General features: G+C 68.6%; 14 protein-coding genes. 6 read left to right on the forward strand and 8 right to left on the reverse strand.

Going from position 1 to position 16,309, the window contains the following annotated elements; all coding sequences use genetic code 11:
* Positions 1-110: 110 nt before the first annotated feature.
* Entirely contained in the window at positions 111-1,079 is a 969-nt protein-coding gene (locus HDA30_RS08875; RefSeq protein WP_246418735.1) for a ParB/RepB/Spo0J family partition protein, read from the reverse strand.
* Here HDA30_RS08875 and HDA30_RS10830 point away from each other — a divergent pair.
* The gene (locus tag HDA30_RS10830) at positions 1,066-1,515 is read left to right on the forward strand and encodes a hypothetical protein (RefSeq protein ID WP_158496886.1); all 450 of its coding nucleotides are present in this window, start codon (positions 1,066-1,068) and stop codon (positions 1,513-1,515) included. The genes HDA30_RS08875 and HDA30_RS10830 overlap by 14 nt on opposite strands.
* Before the next feature lie 2,309 nt (positions 1,516-3,824).
* Here HDA30_RS10830 and HDA30_RS08885 read toward each other — a convergent pair.
* From HDA30_RS08885 to rpmH, 7 genes are all read right to left on the reverse strand, one after another.
* A complete protein-coding gene (locus tag HDA30_RS08885) occupies positions 3,825-4,766 on the reverse strand; it encodes a ParA family protein (RefSeq protein ID WP_158496887.1) in 942 nt (313 codons plus the stop codon).
* Between the two features lie 65 nt (positions 4,767-4,831).
* Positions 4,832-5,581 carry a 16S rRNA (guanine(527)-N(7))-methyltransferase RsmG gene (gene rsmG, locus HDA30_RS08890; protein ID WP_184241869.1) on the reverse strand — a complete coding sequence of 250 codons (750 nt, stop codon included), beginning with the start codon at positions 5,579-5,581 and terminating at the stop codon, positions 4,832-4,834.
* Entirely contained in the window at positions 5,574-6,083 is a 510-nt protein-coding gene (locus HDA30_RS08895; RefSeq protein ID WP_184241871.1) for a Jag family protein, read from the reverse strand. Before HDA30_RS08895 ends, rsmG begins: the two co-directional genes overlap by 8 nt.
* A gap of 2 nt (positions 6,084-6,085) precedes the next feature.
* Positions 6,086-7,186, reverse strand: a complete 1,101-nt coding sequence (gene yidC / locus HDA30_RS08900) for a membrane protein insertase YidC (RefSeq protein WP_184241873.1) — start codon at positions 7,184-7,186, stop codon at positions 6,086-6,088.
* A gap of 4 nt (positions 7,187-7,190) precedes the next feature.
* On the reverse strand, positions 7,191-7,583 hold the full coding sequence (yidD, locus tag HDA30_RS08905) for a membrane protein insertion efficiency factor YidD (RefSeq protein ID WP_158496891.1): 393 nt from the start codon (positions 7,581-7,583) through the stop codon (positions 7,191-7,193).
* Position 7,584: 1 nt separating this feature from the next.
* Complete coding sequence (gene rnpA, locus HDA30_RS08910) at positions 7,585-7,989, reverse strand: ribonuclease P protein component (RefSeq protein WP_184241875.1); 405 nt, start codon at positions 7,987-7,989, stop codon at positions 7,585-7,587.
* Positions 7,990-8,020: 31 nt separating this feature from the next.
* Complete coding sequence (gene rpmH, locus HDA30_RS08915; RefSeq protein ID WP_158496893.1) at positions 8,021-8,158, reverse strand: 50S ribosomal protein L34; 138 nt, start codon at positions 8,156-8,158, stop codon at positions 8,021-8,023.
* A 360-nt stretch (positions 8,159-8,518) separates the two neighbouring features.
* Between rpmH and dnaA the strand changes: the two genes are divergently transcribed.
* The 5 genes from dnaA to gyrB all read left to right on the forward strand — a co-directional run bounded on the left by dnaA (position 8,519) and on the right by gyrB (position 16,286).
* The gene (gene dnaA, locus HDA30_RS08920; RefSeq protein ID WP_184241877.1) at positions 8,519-10,003 is read left to right on the forward strand and encodes a chromosomal replication initiator protein DnaA; all 1,485 of its coding nucleotides are present in this window, start codon (positions 8,519-8,521) and stop codon (positions 10,001-10,003) included.
* Positions 10,004-10,796: 793 nt separating this feature from the next.
* The gene (dnaN, locus tag HDA30_RS08925) at positions 10,797-11,912 is read left to right on the forward strand and encodes a DNA polymerase III subunit beta (protein ID WP_184241879.1); all 1,116 of its coding nucleotides are present in this window, start codon (positions 10,797-10,799) and stop codon (positions 11,910-11,912) included.
* A gap of 22 nt (positions 11,913-11,934) precedes the next feature.
* On the forward strand, positions 11,935-13,173 hold the full coding sequence (gene recF / locus HDA30_RS08930; protein ID WP_184241881.1) for a DNA replication/repair protein RecF: 1,239 nt from the start codon (positions 11,935-11,937) through the stop codon (positions 13,171-13,173).
* Between the two features lie 91 nt (positions 13,174-13,264).
* Positions 13,265-13,783, forward strand: coding sequence for a DciA family protein (locus HDA30_RS08935; RefSeq protein WP_184242460.1), 519 nt, complete (start codon positions 13,265-13,267; stop codon positions 13,781-13,783).
* Between the two features lie 349 nt (positions 13,784-14,132).
* A complete protein-coding gene (gene gyrB, locus HDA30_RS08940; RefSeq protein WP_184241883.1) occupies positions 14,133-16,286 on the forward strand; it encodes a DNA topoisomerase (ATP-hydrolyzing) subunit B in 2,154 nt (717 codons plus the stop codon).
* Positions 16,287-16,309 lie beyond the last annotated feature (23 nt).

Raw genomic sequence — 16,309 nt, forward strand, 5'->3', positions numbered from 1 at the left:
GGCCGTCGGGATTGACACTCATGTCGATCCCGACGGCCCTGTGGTCTGTCGGCCTCGATCTGTTCGGGCCTCACCTCGTGCGGAGCACGGGCAGATGGTGCGGCGCGCGCTCAGTCCTTTCCGGTCTCGCCCTGGATGAGGTCCATGATGCGGTTCAGGTCCTGGACGGAGGTGAAGTCGATCGCGATCTTGCCTTTGCGGGCGCCGAGGGTGATCTTCACGGTGGTGTCGAGCCTGCTGGTGAGGGAGTTGGCGAAGTAGTCAAGCCGCTCGTGCCGGACCGGCTGCTGACGGCGACGCGAGGCCGGCGCTGCCTGACGGATTCCCTGTGCGAGGGCCACCGCCTCCTCCGTCGCCCGGACTGAGAGGCCCTCCGCCACGATGCGCTGGGCGAGTCGCTCCATCTCGGCGGGGTCCGTGAGACCGAGCAGCGCACGGGCGTGACCGGCGCTGAGGGCTCCCTGCGCGACGCGGCTCTGCACGAGCGGGGGCAGTTTCATCAGGCGCAGCGTGTTGGAGATCTGCGGCCGCGAACGACCGATCCGGGCCGAGAGTTCCTCCTGCGTGCACTCGAAGTCCTCCATCAGCTGCTGATACGCGGCCGCCTCTTCCAGCGGATTCAACTGGGATCGGTGGAGGTTCTCCAGCAGTGCATCGCGCAGAAGGTTCTCATCCGGGGTCTGGCGCACGATCGCCGGCAGCGTCTCGAGCCCGGCGCGCTGACTCGCACGCCAGCGACGCTCACCCATGATCAGCTCGTATCGGGTGGGGCCGTCGACCTCGCGGACAACCACGGGTTGAAGGATGCCGACCTCGGCGATCGACGCGACGAGCTCCTCCATGTGCTCTTCGTCGAACACTTCACGAGGCTGCCGCGGGTTCGGGTGGATGTCCTCGGGAGAGATCTCCCGCAGCACCGCGATGTCGGTGGAGACGCTCGGCTCCGCACCGGATTCGTCATTCGCCGGCGGGGCCGTCGAGGTCGCCGGCTCAGCAGAGGCCGGGCTGGTTCCCCGCCCGTTGTCGGCTGCGTCCGCAGAACGGGTCCCTCGGGCGGCCGGAGCCTTGACCGTCGGCATGGCCGGTCGGGAGGATCTCGCGCTCGTCGAGCGTCGCGTCCCCGCGCTTGTTGCCGAGGACGTGTCGCCCCGCGCACTGCCGTCCGCATCGCCCGTGGTCGACGCGGGCTGGGAGAAGAACACATCGACCGGACGGCCGCCTGCCTTCGTCTCGGACGCCGAGTCTGTGCCGGGACCCGCATCTGTCTGCTTCGGACCGACGGGGGAGGTCGTGGTCGAGGTGGTCTTGCTCGCGGTGGTCTTCGTCGCCGTCGTGCTCGTGCCTGTGGTGGCTGCGGTCGGCGACGTCGTGGTCGTCGTGGCCGCGCTCTTCTTCGTTCCGGTCGTGCGGGACCCGCGAGACCCGCGCGCGCTGGTCGTCGCCTTCGAGGTCTTGGCCGTGCCGTTTTTCGCCGTGCCGGCGGTCTTCTTCGTTGCGCTCGGCGCAGCGTCATGACCGGAGGACGTCTTCGTCTCAGACCCGGAGGTGGCCGTGGAAGAGGCCGGTGCTTTCCCCGAACGCCGCTTCTCGGTCGCAGACTGCGCGGGCGTGGGAGTCGACGTCTCGCTGGCGTGTTCGGCTTCGGCCGCTTCTGTGACCACGGCAGAGGCCGCCGGGGCCTGGGTCGAGTCCGTGTCCGCGGTGCTCTGAATGAGAGCGCCGAGTCCGCGGCCGAGACCTCCGCGACGGTTCTTCTTCACGAGTCCTCCTGTGTGGTCTGCAGATCACCGTCAGTGTAGTTCGTTCCCGGCGGCGCGAGACCCTGACGGGACGCACTCGGCGGGGGGCGCGGCGCCGCATGGCCGCTGGAAACGACACACCTCGGGGGCGGATGAGCAGCAAGGCGCGGAGGTTCTCTCGGAGGGGCCCTGTTTCACGTGGAACGCGCGCTGTTGTGAAGGATATCGGCACATTTCTCTAGTTGTAACGATTGTTTACTGATGCAAGAACACACCGGGCCGGCCGCCTTGTCGCAATGTCTACGTACTCCTCTCCGTGATGTAGTCGCGCTCGCTCTCCTGGCTCGCAGTCCTCCTGCCGACCTCGTGTTGTTCGTAGTTCCACGTGAAACATGGCAGCAGTCCTTGTCTCGTGCAGCGTGAGCAGGGCGGGGCTTGCCTCCCGCTCTCCCAAGCTCTGAGAATCCGGCGCCATCACCGCTCCCGCCTCTGTCTCTCATCCGGATGGCAAGGCAGCGACGTCGACGCATTTCCGGACGCGTCTGTGGGCGACGACTGTGGCCAACCCCGGCGACCATCCGGGCTCTGATGCTCCGGTCTCTACCCGTGTTTCACATGAAACAGTCACCGACGAGCCCGTCGGGCTCCGGAGGCTTCTGCCGAGGGCCGCAGCTCTTCATCGCTTCATGCACGTGAGGCGCTGGTGGAACAGTGCCTGAGGACCGACCGTGGTGACAGCCTGCCCATCTCTACCGACGCGCCGGCGTACGGATTGCGCCTGTGCTTTGTGGTTGCGGCCGTCGTTTCACGTGGAACACCAGTTGCGGACGCTCGCGTGACGCGCTCGCGCGCACTGTTCCGCTGAGGGCTCGTCGTCGGTTTGCCCTGTTCTGCGGTTCCTCCCGCCCATCTGTGTTCCGGACGCGTCGCCACGGCAGTACTCCTGTTTGTTCCATGTGGAACACGGACGCGCACTCATAAGACATCTCCCCAGACAAGTTCGACTTCCGCTGCGCGGCACCAACGACCGCGGTGCTTGCGCCAATCAGTGCATAAGCACCGTGTTCTCGCTGGGTACAGTCAGAGCACCGCAGCCCTCCAGAGAACCCGGGTTTTCGGTGTCCTCGCATGTTTCCCGTGAAACATTGGACCAGTGTGGCGTACTGGTCAGTTCCGTCCCGGCGCGAGTAGTCCTGGGCGCAGTAGGGGATCACATTCAATGCAGCGATGAGGCGTCGATCCTCGTCACCTCCACGTACCGCACGAGACGTCCATGTTCTGGCGGTTCACGCTGAGCAGCACGCGTCGGTCTATCACGCCGGGGATCTGCCTACGGCCGGTGGGCACAGATGCCCCCTGCCGGTGTTTCACGTGGAACGACGTGGAGCGACTGTCCACGTCAGACTCCGTCACGGTTACACGGGTGACGCGCGCAGACGCCCCGCCTCACCTGCGTGCACGTGCCGCTTACCGGTGAAGTTCACCCATGTCTCCACCGTTCAGCAGCCGCTTCTCCACAGAGTTCTACACATATCCACACGCAGTCCGAGTCATCTCGGCGGAACTTGCATACGGGAACAAGCATTATCGATTGGTCTATAACCAGCAGCGTCTCGTCAACCTGTTGACAGCTGATCAGCACAATGCACAGGCTGTCGCAGCGGCCCGAGTTCACTCATGCACCTCCGGGCATGCTTCTCGTGCTTCTGCACTTATGGGCACGAATGGCTCATGCGCACGAATGTCCATCAAACGCACGGCCGCATGACCAGGACCCCACGGCCCCGGCGACAGCACCCCCGGCCCACGCGCCCACACGCGTCGTGCATGTCGGCATCAGCTCGCCAGCGCGCCCCGCCCTGATCACGACCCAGACGACTGTTCCACGTGAAACGACGAAGCCCTCGGGAGCCGATACACCAGCATCGGCCCCCGAGGGCTCTCAGTCCAGTGACTCACGACAAGGCCGAAGAACAGGTCCCCGCTCAGGATCTGTGCATCAGATCAGCGCAAATCAGTCACATCCGATTGATCTTCACTGCCTCCACCAGATACTCGACACTCACTGGTCACGTGGCCGTCGCCTCACTGCGCGGCAGGAACACCCTGCAGCGCGATCTCTGCCGCGGCCTCGCGGTACGCCACCGCGCCGGCCGACGTCGGGTCGTATGTCAGCACCGTCTGCTGGTAGCTCGGCGCTTCGGAGATGCGCACGTTGCGGGGGATCGCCGTCTCCAGCAGCTGATCCGGGAAGTGCTCACGCACCTCCTCCGCCACCTGCACAGCCAGATTGGTCCGCGAGTCGAACATGGTCAGCAGGATCGTGCTCAGCCGCAGTCGGGGGTTGAGGTGCTTCTGAATCATCTGCACGTTCTTGAGCAGCTGGCTGAGGCCTTCGAGCGCGTAGTACTCCGCCTGAATCGGGATGAGCACCTCCTCCGCCGCGACGAACGCATTGACGGTGAGCAGCCCCAGCGACGGCGGGCAGTCGATGAACACGTAGTCGAGGCGCTCCTGGCCGTTCTCCTCGCGCCACGTCATGTACCGGTCCAGCGCCTTCTGCAGGCGCGCCTCACGGGCGACCAGCGACACCAGCTCGATCTCGGCCCCGGCCAAGTCGATCGTCGCCGGGAGCACCTGCAGCCCGTCGATGTCCGGAGCGTCCTGGACGGCCTCGTGGATCTCGGTCTCGTCGAGCAGCACGTCGTACACCGACGCGACGTCCGAGGTGTGCGGCACGTTCAGGGCGGTGGACGCGTTGCCCTGCGGATCAATGTCGATCACGAGCACGCGCATGCCGGCCCGGGCGAGGGCGGCAGCGAGGTTCACGGTCGTCGTGGTCTTGCCGACCCCGCCCTTCTGATTGGACGTCGTGAACACACGGGTGCGCTCGGGGCGGCTCAGGCGCTGGCGCCGCAGCTTCGACGGTGCGGTCGCCTCCTCGCCCTTCTTGGCGCCGTTCTTGCCCGACCAGCGCCGGCGCAGTGCCTTCCAGGCGCCGGGGCGCTCTTCCTGCTCCTCTGCCATGCGGATGCATCCTCCCTGGGTGCCAACGACCCTGACGTCTCAGGGGATCCTCCGCAGGCGTGGAATCACTTCCGGCGTGCGGTCACCCGAACCACCGTGGTGGGCTGGGGGAGCACGTCGTCGCCGACGGTGAGGATCTCCGGTTCGGCACCACTGTACTTCCGCAGGGGCTTGGCCGCGGCGGCGATCTCGTCGGCGGCGCTGCGCCCCTTGATGGCCAGCAGCTGCCCGCGACCGCCCAGCAGGGGCATGGTCAGCGGCAGCAGCGACTTCAGCCCGGATACGGCCCGCGCGGTCACAACGTCGACGTCGAGGTTCAGACCCACCTGCTCGGCCCGCCCGCGGATGACGTCGACGTTCTCCAGGCCCAGGTCCGCGACCACCATGTCCAGCCATTCGACGCGCCGTTCGAGCGGCTCGATCAGCAGGAACTGGCAGTCCGGCCGGGCCAGGGCCAGGCAGAGCCCCGGCAGTCCGGCGCCTGAGCCCACGTCCGCCACGAGCGCGCCCTGCGGCACCAGATCCGCGACGACGGCGCAGTTGAGCACGTGGCGCTCCCACAGGCGGGGCACCTCGCGCGGACCGATCAGACCCCACTCGATGCCCGTGTCCGCCAGGTGCGCGACGTACCGCTGCGCCGCGTCGAGGGCGTCGCCGAAGATCTGGTCGGCGGCCTCGTACAGCTCCGCGGGCAGCTCGGGCGGCTCCTGGCCGACCGGCGCAGGCCGCTCGGAGGCCTGCCTCTCATCGTGGTGCAGGCCGGGGCGCTGGTCGTAGCTGCCCTCGTGGCCGCTCTGGCCAGGACGCTCAGTCATCGGCGGACACCACCACGTGCCGGGAAGGCCCCTCGCCCTCGGACTCGGACGTGAGGCCGGCCTCGGCGACGACGTCGTGGACGATCTTGCGCTCGTAGGCGCTCATCGGGTCCAGGTGCACGCGACCGCCCTCGGCCCGGGCCCGCTCGACCGCCTCACCGGCGACCGAGCGCAGCCGCCGGTCCCGCTCGGCCCGATATCCCGCGACATCCAGCAGCAGGCGGGAGCGGCGGCCGGTCGCGGCCAGCACCGCGAGCCGGACGAGCTCCTGCAGGGAGTCCAGGGTGCGGCCGTCCTCGCCGACCAGATCCTCGAGCCGATCGTCGCCCTCCTCCGCGACGACGGACACGCACACCCGCTCATCGCGGATCTCGATGTCGATGTCCCCGTCGAGGTCCGCGATGTCCAGCAACTCCTCGACGTAGTCGGCCGCGACCTCGCCCTCCTGCTCCAGGCGCGCGATGAGGTCGTCGGGGCCGTCGGTCGTCTGCTCGGCGCTCATGCTCACTTCTTCTTCCGGCGGTTCTTGCGCTGGGGCTGCTGCCGCTGACGAGACGATCGTCCCGCCGGGTCCATGGGGCGACCGTTCAACGTGGCCCCGGCCGAGGAGGCGCGATCGGTCCGCTCATCCGACGCGACGGGGCGCTCGGCGGTGGCCGTCGCGGCCGTCGAACCCCGCTCGGACTTCGCGCCCCGGCCCTGGCTGCCCTTGCGCTTGGTCGCGGGCTGCTCGTCGGCGACCTTCTGACCCACCGGGGGCAGGCCCTTCGCGGCGCGGCGCTCGTTGAGCTCACGCTCGGCCAGGGAGCCCGGGGTGGGGTTGTTGCGGATGATCCACCACTGCTGACCCACGGCCCAGAAGTTCGAGAACGTCCAGTACAACAGGACGCCGATGGGGAAGTTGATGCCGCCGATGCCGAAGATCAGGGGCATGCCGTAGAGCATGATCTGCTGGGTCTGGGCCACAGGACCCTCGAGCTGCTTGTCCGACATGTTCTTCGTCATCAGCATCTTCTGCATGAAAAACATGGAGCCGGACATCAGCAGGATCAGGACGATCGCCACGACGACGACGGCCCAGTTCGACCCGAAGGAGCCGACGAGGGTGTCGGACATCGTCGCCCCGAAGATCTCGGAGCTCTCGAAGGAACGGATCTGCTCGGCCGAGAGCGCGTCCATCCCCTCGCCGCGCTCGGCGGCACCACGGGCGCCGATCAGCACCTGGTAGAGCGCGAAGAAGAACGGCATCTGCACCAGCAGCGGCAGGCACGCGGCGAAGGGGTTCGCCTTGTGCTTCTTCATCAGCTCACGCTGCTCGAGGGCCATGGCCTGGCGCGAGAGCGAGTCCTTCTTGCCCTTGTACTTGGCGTTGAGCTTCTGCAGCTCCGGCTGAATGGCCTGCATGGCGCGCTGCGCCTTGATCTGCTTCACGAAGATCGGGATGAGCAGCACGCGGATCAGGACCACGAGCAGCAGGATCGACAGCGCCCACGTGAAGCCCGCCTCGGGAGGCAGCCCGACGAGGTCCAGCAGGTCATGGAACGCGCCCAGGATCCAGGACATGATCCAGCGGAACGGGAGAAGGATGGCTTCGAAGAAACCCATGGGGTCAGTCCTCCTGCGAGGGGTCAGGTGGGATGGGAGGGTGGTTCAGGTCGATGATCCGCGGATGCTCTCCCGGGGGCCATCGTCGCCGCCCCGGCGGCACGGGATCGAGGCCCCCGTCCGCCCAGGGGTGGCAGCGTGAGAGACGACGCACGGTCAGCAGCGTGCCGGCGACCGCGCCGTGCACATGGACCGCTTCGAGCCCATACGCCGAGCAGCTCGGGAAGTAGCGGCACACGTCTCCGTAGAGCGGCGAGACGACGGCGCGGTAGAGCGTGAGCAGGGCGGCCAGCAGCGCGGACGGGGCCGCGCGCAGCGGACCCCACTGCCGGGAAGGCTCCCGAACGACGAACGGGGAGCCGGCGACGGCGGAGGTGTCGGGTCTGGTCTCGGTCATCTCACCCCTGCGTCCTCGGTCGCCGGCCGTCGATCTTGCGCAAGCACTGCCGCAGGGCGGAGACGACGTCACGCCGCAGCTGGGCATGGTCCACGCCCGCGGCCGCGGGCAGGGCCCGCACCTGGACGAGCGCGTCGGTCCCGGCCAGCTCGGCACCGCGCAGCTGCTCGGCGACGATCGCCCGCAGCCGCCGCTTGACCCGATTGCGGGTCACCGCGTCGCCGACGGCTTTGGACACGACGAACCCGGCCCGCGGCCCCGGAGACGTGCTCGAGGGTGCGGGCCGGGTCGGGTCTGGTCCGGCTGCGACGGTGACCACGACGTGCCGACGTCCTGCGCGGACCCCGGTGCGTCGGATGTGCTGGAAGTCTGCCGTCGTCCGGACCCGGTGGGCGCGAGGCAGCACGCCGCGAGTGGCCGGCTGGGACGTCCGCGCGTCAGGCGGACAGGCCCGAGCGGCCCTTGGCGCGGCGGGCCGACAGGATGCCGCGGCCGGCACGGGTGCGCATACGGGCGCGGAAACCGTGCTTGCGGGCACGGCGGCGGTTGTTGGGCTGGAAAGTGCGCTTGGTCACTGTGATCTCTCCACGTGTTGGGGGTGCCTTCGACCGTCGACCTGAGACGTGAACCAGGGGGAAGGCCCGGACAGAAGCTTGGATTGCTATCCCCGGCGGGCACGGCAGAGCCGTCCCGGGGGACCAGTCGACTCTAGTCAGCGGGACAAGGCAGGTCAAGCGCGCCCTGCATCACATCGGCTTGTCCACGCGGAAAACCGACGGTCGCCACTCGCGTTGTCCACCGGTGCGACCGTGACCGACCGGGGTTGTCCACACTCGTCCTGGAGTTCTCCACCGTCTGTGCACAAGGTTGTGGATAAGGACTAGACTCGGCCGAAGCCGACGCTCCGGGACCCCGGGCAGGAAAGGACGCGCACCGTGCCAGATCAGAACGTCTCCGACTCCTGGCGGAAGGTCATCTCCGCTCTCGAGGACGACTCCCGCGTGAGCGCGCGCCTGATGGGGTACGTGTACCTCGCCGAGCCGCAGGGGCTGATCGGCAACACCCTGCTGCTGGCGGTGCCCAACGAGACGACCCGCGAGACCCTCCAGGGCCCGCAGGTCGCCGGGGCCCTGACCGATGTGCTGACGGCGGTGTTCGGCCATGAGGTGCTGCTGGCGATCTCGATCGACTCCTCGCTCAACGCGCCACGCGCCCCCGAGCCGGAGGCCCGTCGGGCCCCGCTGCCGGATCCGCAGGCCCTGGCCGAGTCCACCGAGCCGCCGGCCAGCCCGGTGATGGACGCCGCTCCGCCCGAGCTCGGCGCGGATGAGCCCGGCGGCCGCGGTGCACCGACGCCCGCGCCCCCGTCGACCTCGGCACAGACGAGCCGGCTCAACGAGCGCTACCACTTCGAGTCCTTCGTGATCGGCTCGTCGAACCGCTTCGCGCACGCGGCGGCCAACGCCGTGGCGGAGGCGCCGGCCAAGGCCTACAACCCGCTGTTCATCTACGGCGAGTCCGGTCTGGGCAAGACCCACCTGCTGCACGCGATCGGCCACTACGCGCGTCGTCTGTACCCCGGCATGCGCGTGCGCTACGTGAACTCGGAGGAGTTCACGAACGACTTCATCAACTCCATCCGCCACGACGAGGGCGCCTCGTTCAAGCAGGTCTACCGCAACGTGGACATCCTGCTGATCGACGACATCCAGTTCCTCGCGGACAAGGAGGCGACGGTCGAGGAGTTCTTCCACACCTTCAACACGCTCTACAACAACAACAAACAGGTCGTGATCACCTCGGACCTGCCGCCGAAGCAGCTCTCCGGCTTCGAGGAGCGGCTGCGCTCACGCTTCGAGTGGGGGCTGATCACGGACATCCAGCCGCCGGACCTCGAGACCCGTATCGCGATTCTGCGCAAGAAGGCCGAGGCGGAGGGCCTGTTCGCCCCGCCGGAGGTCCTCGAGTACATCGCCAGCCGAATCTCGACCAACATCCGCGAGCTCGAGGGCGCGCTGATCCGTGTGACGGCGTTCGCCTCGCTGAACCGTCAGGACGTGGACATGCAGCTGGCCGAGCACGTGCTCAAGGACCTGATCACCGACGACGACGTCCACGAGATCACCCCGGAGCTGATCCTGCACGCCACGGCCGAGTACTTCAGCCTCACGATGGAGGAGCTGACCAGCAAGTCCCGTACGCGCACGCTCGTGACGGCCCGGCAGATCGCGATGTACCTGCTGCGCGAGCTGACGGAAATGTCGCTGCCGAAGATCGGCCAGGAGCTGGGCGGACGCGACCACACCACCGTCATCCACGCCGACCGCAAGATCCGCGAGCTCATGGCCGAGCGGCGCACGATCTTCAACCAGGTCACCGAGCTGACCAACGAGATCAAGCGCAAGCAGCGCGGCGGCTGAGCCGGGTCCGGGGACACGCCTGCGTCGGTGTCCTCGGACACGTCGCGCCAGTCCCCGCCCTCCCCGTTGCTTGAACTTGTCATTCAAGGTTCGTCCACATTGTCCACTTCTGTGGAGAACCCTGTGGAGAACAGGCCTGTCTGTGGAGAACTCTGCCCCTGTGGATGTCCGGCATGGCGCGGTTCAGCACGCGATGCACCGGGTGGGGACCGAGTCGTCCACCGGGGTGGGGAATGACATCGCTGTCATTCGTCCTTCCACATGGACCCACAGCAATCCACAAGGCTCCGGCGCCAGAATCCGCATGATCCTGCGGATCTCAAAATCTCTGTGGACAACAATGTGGACACGGCGGGGACGAATGACATCTTTCTCTGGACGAGGCCGCGGCTAGCTGTGCATCGTGCGAATCACCCTCGCGGCGTTCATCCACCGGATCTCCACACCCGAAACGGGCGCCGAGCACAGGCCAACCCACAGCCAGATCGGCGTCAGAACACGGAAAATCAGGGATCTCCACAGAATCCACACGTGCTATTACCCCTTCCACCCCCTTTTTCATCCCTCCGCAAAGCAACATCGAGGCACACCGACCGAGCCGGCCCGACGACGCGATCGACGCCAGGCTCAGACGCCCGGTGGACGACCTGACACGACAGCCCGGATCCGCTTATGCTGGCTCCGCGTCACGTCCGTCACCCACCCCCGCGGTGTGCGGCGGACGCACCCAAGACGTCCCCGGTCCCGAGCCGGGCTGAGACATCGGCCAGGCCAGAGAGGCAGTGCAGAGCTCGTGAAGTTCACCGTCGAACGCGACATCCTCACCGAGGCCGTCTCCTGGACAGCTCGCTCCCTCTCGCCTCGTCCTCCGGTGCCCGTGCTCTCGGGTCTGCTCATCACAGCGGAGGCCGGCACCGTCTCCATCGCGAGCTTCGACTACGAGACCTCGGCCCGGCTGGACATCGAGGCCGATGTCGAGACCGAAGGCCAGGTCCTGGTCTCGGGCCGTCTGCTCAACGACATCGTCCGATCACTGCCCGCCTCAGCGGTCACCTTTGAGCTCGACGGCGGCAAGGTCATCGTCACCTGCCGCTCCGCGCGCTTCTCCCTGGCCACCATGCCCGTCGGCGACTACCCGGCACTGCCCGAGCTGCCCGAATCCGCCGGCACCGTCGACGGTGCGGCATTCGCCCACGCCGTCGCGCAGGTGACCGTCGCCGCCTCCAAGGACGACACCCTGCCGATCCTCACCGGCGTGAAGGTCGAGATCGAGGGCGACACGATGACCTTCCTCGCCACCGACCGGTACCGCCTGGCGATGAAGGAAATCACCTGGACACCCGCCGACCCCTCGGTGTCCACCTCCCTGCTGATCAAGGCGCGCACGCTCAGCGAGGTGGCCAAGTCCCTCGGCGGTGGCGGCAACCTGGAGCTGCGCTTCGCCGAGAACGCGGACCTGGTCGGCTTCTCCTCCGGCGGCCGCCGCACCACGTCCGTGCTCGTCGACGGCGAGTACCCCAAGATCCGCTCGCTGTTCCCCGAGTCCAGCCCCATCCACGCCACGGTGGACACGGCCGCCCTCGTCGAGGCCTCCCGCCGCGTCGCCCTCGTGGCCGAGCGCAACTCCTCGCTGCGCATGGTCTTCTCCGACGGCCAGGTCAGCCTCGACGCCGGCACGGGCGACGACGCCTCCGCGAACGAGGCGCTGCCCTGCACTCTCGAGGGCGAGGGCATCACCGTGGCGTTCAACCCGTCGTACCTCTCCGAGGGGCTGGCCGTCGTGGACCAGCCCCAGGTGAAGTTCTCGTTCACCACCGCCCCCAAGCCCGCCCTGCTCACGGGCGTCTCCGAGGAGTCCGGCGCCGTCTCGGACTACCGCTACCTCGTGATGCCCGTCCGGCTGACCTGACGGACGGGGCGTCAACACCGCCGTGTACCTGTCCCAGCTCAGCGTCGCGGATTTCCGCTCCTACCGATCCGCACATCTCGAGCTGCGCCCCGGAGCGACCGTCCTGGTCGGGGCCAACGGCGTGGGCAAGACGAACCTCGTCGAGGCGATCGGCTACCTGAGCACCCAGGTCTCCCATCGCGTGAGCCACGACGCCTCCCTCGTGCGCATCGGTGAGCAGCGGGCTCTCGTCGCCGGCCGCGTGCACCGCGGCTCACGATCCGTCGCGCTCGAGCTCGAGGTCGTGCCGGGACGTTCGAACCGCGTGGCCATCAACCGCGGCGCCCCTGTCCGCGCGAAGGAGGGCCTCGGGATCCTGCGCACCGTGGTGTTCGCGCCCGAGGATCTCGCCCTCGTGACTCAGGACCCCGCCGGCCGGCGCCGCTTCCTCGACCAGCTGATGGTGCAGCTGCGTCCGGCTCTCGGTGAGGCGTCCGCCGATTATGAGCGGGCCCTGCGGCAGCGCAACGCCCTGCTGAAGACCGCCCGGCAGACCCGGCGCTGGGGCGCGGAGGAGGATGCGACTCTCGCCGTCTGGGACCAGCATCTGTCGGCCGCCGGCGCACGCCTGCTCAACGGCAGGCTCCACGTGCTGCAGCTGCTCGCGCAGCCGCTGGCCCGCATGTACGAGGCCCTGACGAACGGCTCGAAGGCTGCGACCTTCACCTATGACTCGACGGTGCCGGGTGTCTCCGGCACGCACCGGGCCGTGCCGGAGGTCGCGGAACTGGCGGCCGCCATGCGTGAGGGGTTGGAACGGGTGCACGAGCAGGAACGCTCGCGCGGGCTCACCCTCGTCGGTCCCCACCGAGACGAGCTCGCCCTGTTCCTGGGCCCGGCTCCCGCCCGCGGCTACGCCTCGCACGGGGAGACGTGGTCGCTCGCGCTCGCCCTGCGCCTGGCGAGCTTCGAGGTGCTCGTGGAGGACGATCCTGACCCGGACGCCCGGCCCGTGCTGATCCTGGACGACGTCTTCGCCGAGCTCGACGCCGCCCGCAGATCTCGCCTCGCCGCGCTGGTCGGCCGGGCCGAGCAGGTGATCTTCACGGCGGCCGCGGAGAAGGACATTCCCGCCGAGCTCGGGGCCGAGCGTGTCGTGGTGCGTCAGGACGCTGAGGGCTCGTTCGTGGCCGTGGCCGAGGCGGACGCTGCTGACTCCGACGGGCGGCCGAGCGCAGCCGAGATCCGCGAGGGCGACATCCGGGCGGTGCGCGGTGACTGAGCGACGCCCGGCGGGGACGTCTCCGACGGCGCCTGAGCCGCCGGCGACGACGGGGGCGAGCCCGGAGGCGGACTCGGCTCTCACGCCGGACCTGCCGCAGATCCAGCTGCGTCGGGTCCGCGAGGCCGCTCGCGAGCGGGGTGAGGCCCCCGTCGGCAGGCTGCCGCGTTCTGCGTCGACCGCCGCACGTGCACGCACCGAACAGCGCGTCGAGCAGCTGCGCCGGCGACGGACCCCGGCTGCCGGCGCCGCCGACCGCGATCCCGCGGAGATCTCCTCCGTATTCTCACGGCTGATCCGCGATCGGGGCTGGTCGACGCCCGTGGCCGTCGGGTCGGTCCTGACGCGGTGGCCGCAGCTCGTCGGTCCGGAGATCGCGCTGCACTGCCGCCCGGAGAGCTTCGAGAACTCCGTGGTGCGAGTGAGGACCAGCTCGACGGCGTGGGCCACGCAGCTGCGCCTGATGACGCCGATGCTGCTGCAGCGCTTCGACCAGGAGCTGGGCTCCGGCGTCGTCACGCGGATCGACGTGGCCGGTCCGCAGGCGCCCAGCTGGCGAAAGGGTCCGCGCAGCGTGCGCGGCCGGGGGCCACGCGACACCTACGGCTGACCGCCGCGATCGATGTTCGCCAACGGCGCTCAGACGCGCGCGGGCCTCAGGGACGGTCCCGCCCCCATCCTGCGGTTCGTCGGCGTCTCCCATGTGCCGTCTGCGGCCTCTCACACGGCATTCTGTCCGGATCCTCCCGGCCTGGCGCGCCGGGAAGAGGCTTCGGTTCGCGTAGAATGGCGACGATTGCCGCTCTCGTGCTGACGAGGGCACCGTCCGCGTCCGCCGTGTCGGCGCGCGCCCGGGACCCGGGCGGGGTCCGCAGCCCCGCTCCCGCTCTCCGCCCGGATGCGCCCGGCACGCTGCATCGAGGCCGTACCGAGCACGAACCGAGGAGTCGAGAACACCCGTGAACGACGCACATTCCGACGCGCCCACCGAGTCCCCGCAGGAGGCCGTCGCCCCCTCGGCCTCGGACGCCCCGGCTCCCGAGACCGCCGTCGAGACGAAGGACCGGAAGGTCCCCGGCGACTACGGCGCCTCCGAGATCACGGTCCTCGAGGGCCTCGAGGCCGTCCGCAAGCGCCCGGGCATGTACATCGGCTCGACCGGCCCGCGCGGCCTGCATCACCTCGTCTACGAGGTCGTCGACAACTCCGTCGACGAGGCCCTGGCCGGCTACGCCGACTCGATCGAGGTGACCCTCACGGCTGACGGCGGCGTCCGCGTCGAGGACAACGGCCGCGGCATCCCCGTGGACGTGCACCCCGTCGAGGGCAAGCCCACCGTCGAGGTCGTCATGACGATCCTCCACGCCGGCGGCAAGTTCGGCGGCGGCGGCTACGCGGTCTCCGGCGGCCTGCACGGCGTGGGCATCTCGGTGGTGAACGCGCTCTCGGCCCGCGTGGAGACGGAGGTCCGCCGACAGGGCCACGCCTGGCGCATGTCGTTCGCGAACGGCGGTGTCCCGCAGGGCGAGCTGGTCAAGGGCAAGGCCACCGAGCAGACCGGCACGACGCAGACGTTCTGGCCGGACCCGGAGATCTTCACCGAGACGGTGGAGTTCGACTTCGAGACGCTGCGCGCCCGCTTCCAGCAGATGGCGTTCCTGAACAAGGGCCTGAAGATCACGCTGCGCGATGAGCGGCAGATCGAGGAGAACGAGGTCGTCGACGACGAGATCGTCGCCGAGGGCACCGCGGGCGACGAGGCCTCCGAGAACGGCCTCGAGGCGGAGAGCTCCGCCAAGCACCGCGAGGTGACCTACCACTACGAGAACGGCCTGCTCGACTACGTCCGCCACCTGAACGCCAGCAAGCGGGCTGAGCTCATCCACGAGGACGTCATTGCGTTCGAGGCCGAGGCGCCCACCGACGGCGGCAACTCGATCGCCGTCGAGATGGCCCTGCAGTGGACCACGGCGTACTCCGAGTCGGTGCACACCTACGCCAACACGATCAACACGCACGAGGGCGGCACCCATGAGGAGGGCTTCCGTGCCGCGATGACCTCCCTGATCAACCGGTACGCGCGCGAGAAGGAGATCCTCAAGGCGAAGGAGGACAACCTCACCGGCGACGACATCCGCGAGGGCCTGACCGCCGTCATCTCCGTGAAGCTCTCCGAGCCGCAGTTCGAGGGCCAGACGAAGACGAAGCTCGGCAACTCCGAGGCCCGCGGTTTCGTGCACGGCGTGGTCGTCGACCATCTGGGCGACTGGCTCGAGCGGAACCCGGGCCCGGCCAAGGACATCATCCGCAAGGCGATCATGGCCTCGCACGCGCGCCTGGCGGCCCGCAAGGCCCGCGACAACGCGCGCCGCAAGTCCCCGCTCGAGTCGTTCGGCATGCCCGGCAAGCTGGCGGACTGCTCCTCGAAGGACCCGTCGCGCTGCGAGGTGTACATCGTGGAGGGCGATTCGGCCGGCGGCTCCGCCAAGCGCGGCCGCAACCCGGAGACCCAGGCGATCCTCCCGCTGCGCGGCAAGATCCTGAACGTCGAGCGCGCCCGCCTGGACAAGGCCCTGGGCAATGCCGAGGTGCAGTCGATGATCACGGCGTTCGGCACCAACATCGGCGAGGAGTTCGACATCTCCAAGCTGCGGTACCACAAGATCGTGCTGATGGCCGACGCGGACGTCGACGGCCAGCACATCACGACGCTGCTGCTCACGGTGCTGTTCCGCTACATGCGTCCGCTGATCGAGGCCGGCCACGTCTTCCTGGCGCAGCCGCCGCTGTACCGCATCAAGTGGTCCAACGCGCCGCATGACTACGTCTTCACCGACGCCGAGCGCGACGAGGCCCTCGCCGCGGGCCAGGCGAAGGGCCGGCGCCTGCCGAAGGACACCGGCATCCAGCGGTACAAGGGTCTGGGAGAGATGGACTACAACGAGCTGTGGGACACGACCATGGACCCGGAGAACCGCACCCTGCTGCAGGTCACGATGGAGGACGCCGCCGCCGCGGACCAGGTGTTCTCGATGCTCATGGGCGAGGACGTCGAGTCTCGCCGCGGGTTCATCCAGCAGAACGCCAAGGACGTCCGCTTCCTGGACATCTGATCCCCACCTGAGACGACTGAGAG

The organism is Micrococcus cohnii, from assembly GCF_014205175.1.
Lineage (GTDB): Bacteria > Actinomycetota > Actinomycetes > Actinomycetales > Micrococcaceae > Micrococcus > Micrococcus cohnii.

Excerpts from the sequence above, each read along its gene's own strand:
- HDA30_RS08885 (WP_158496887.1), bottom strand. The coding sequence starts at position 4,766 with ATGGCAGAGGAGCAGGAAGAGCGCCCCGGCGCCTGGAAGGCACTGCGC.
- HDA30_RS08875 (WP_246418735.1), bottom strand. The coding sequence starts at position 1,079 with ATGCCGACGGTCAAGGCTCCGGCCGCCCGAGGGACCCGTTCTGCGGAC.
- yidD (WP_158496891.1), bottom strand. The coding sequence starts at position 7,583 with ATGACCGAGACCAGACCCGACACCTCCGCCGTCGCCGGCTCCCCGTTC.
- HDA30_RS08895 (WP_184241871.1), bottom strand. The coding sequence starts at position 6,083 with ATGAGCGCCGAGCAGACGACCGACGGCCCCGACGACCTCATCGCGCGC.
- yidC (WP_184241873.1), bottom strand. The coding sequence starts at position 7,186 with ATGGGTTTCTTCGAAGCCATCCTTCTCCCGTTCCGCTGGATCATGTCC.
- rsmG (WP_184241869.1), bottom strand. The coding sequence starts at position 5,581 with ATGACTGAGCGTCCTGGCCAGAGCGGCCACGAGGGCAGCTACGACCAG.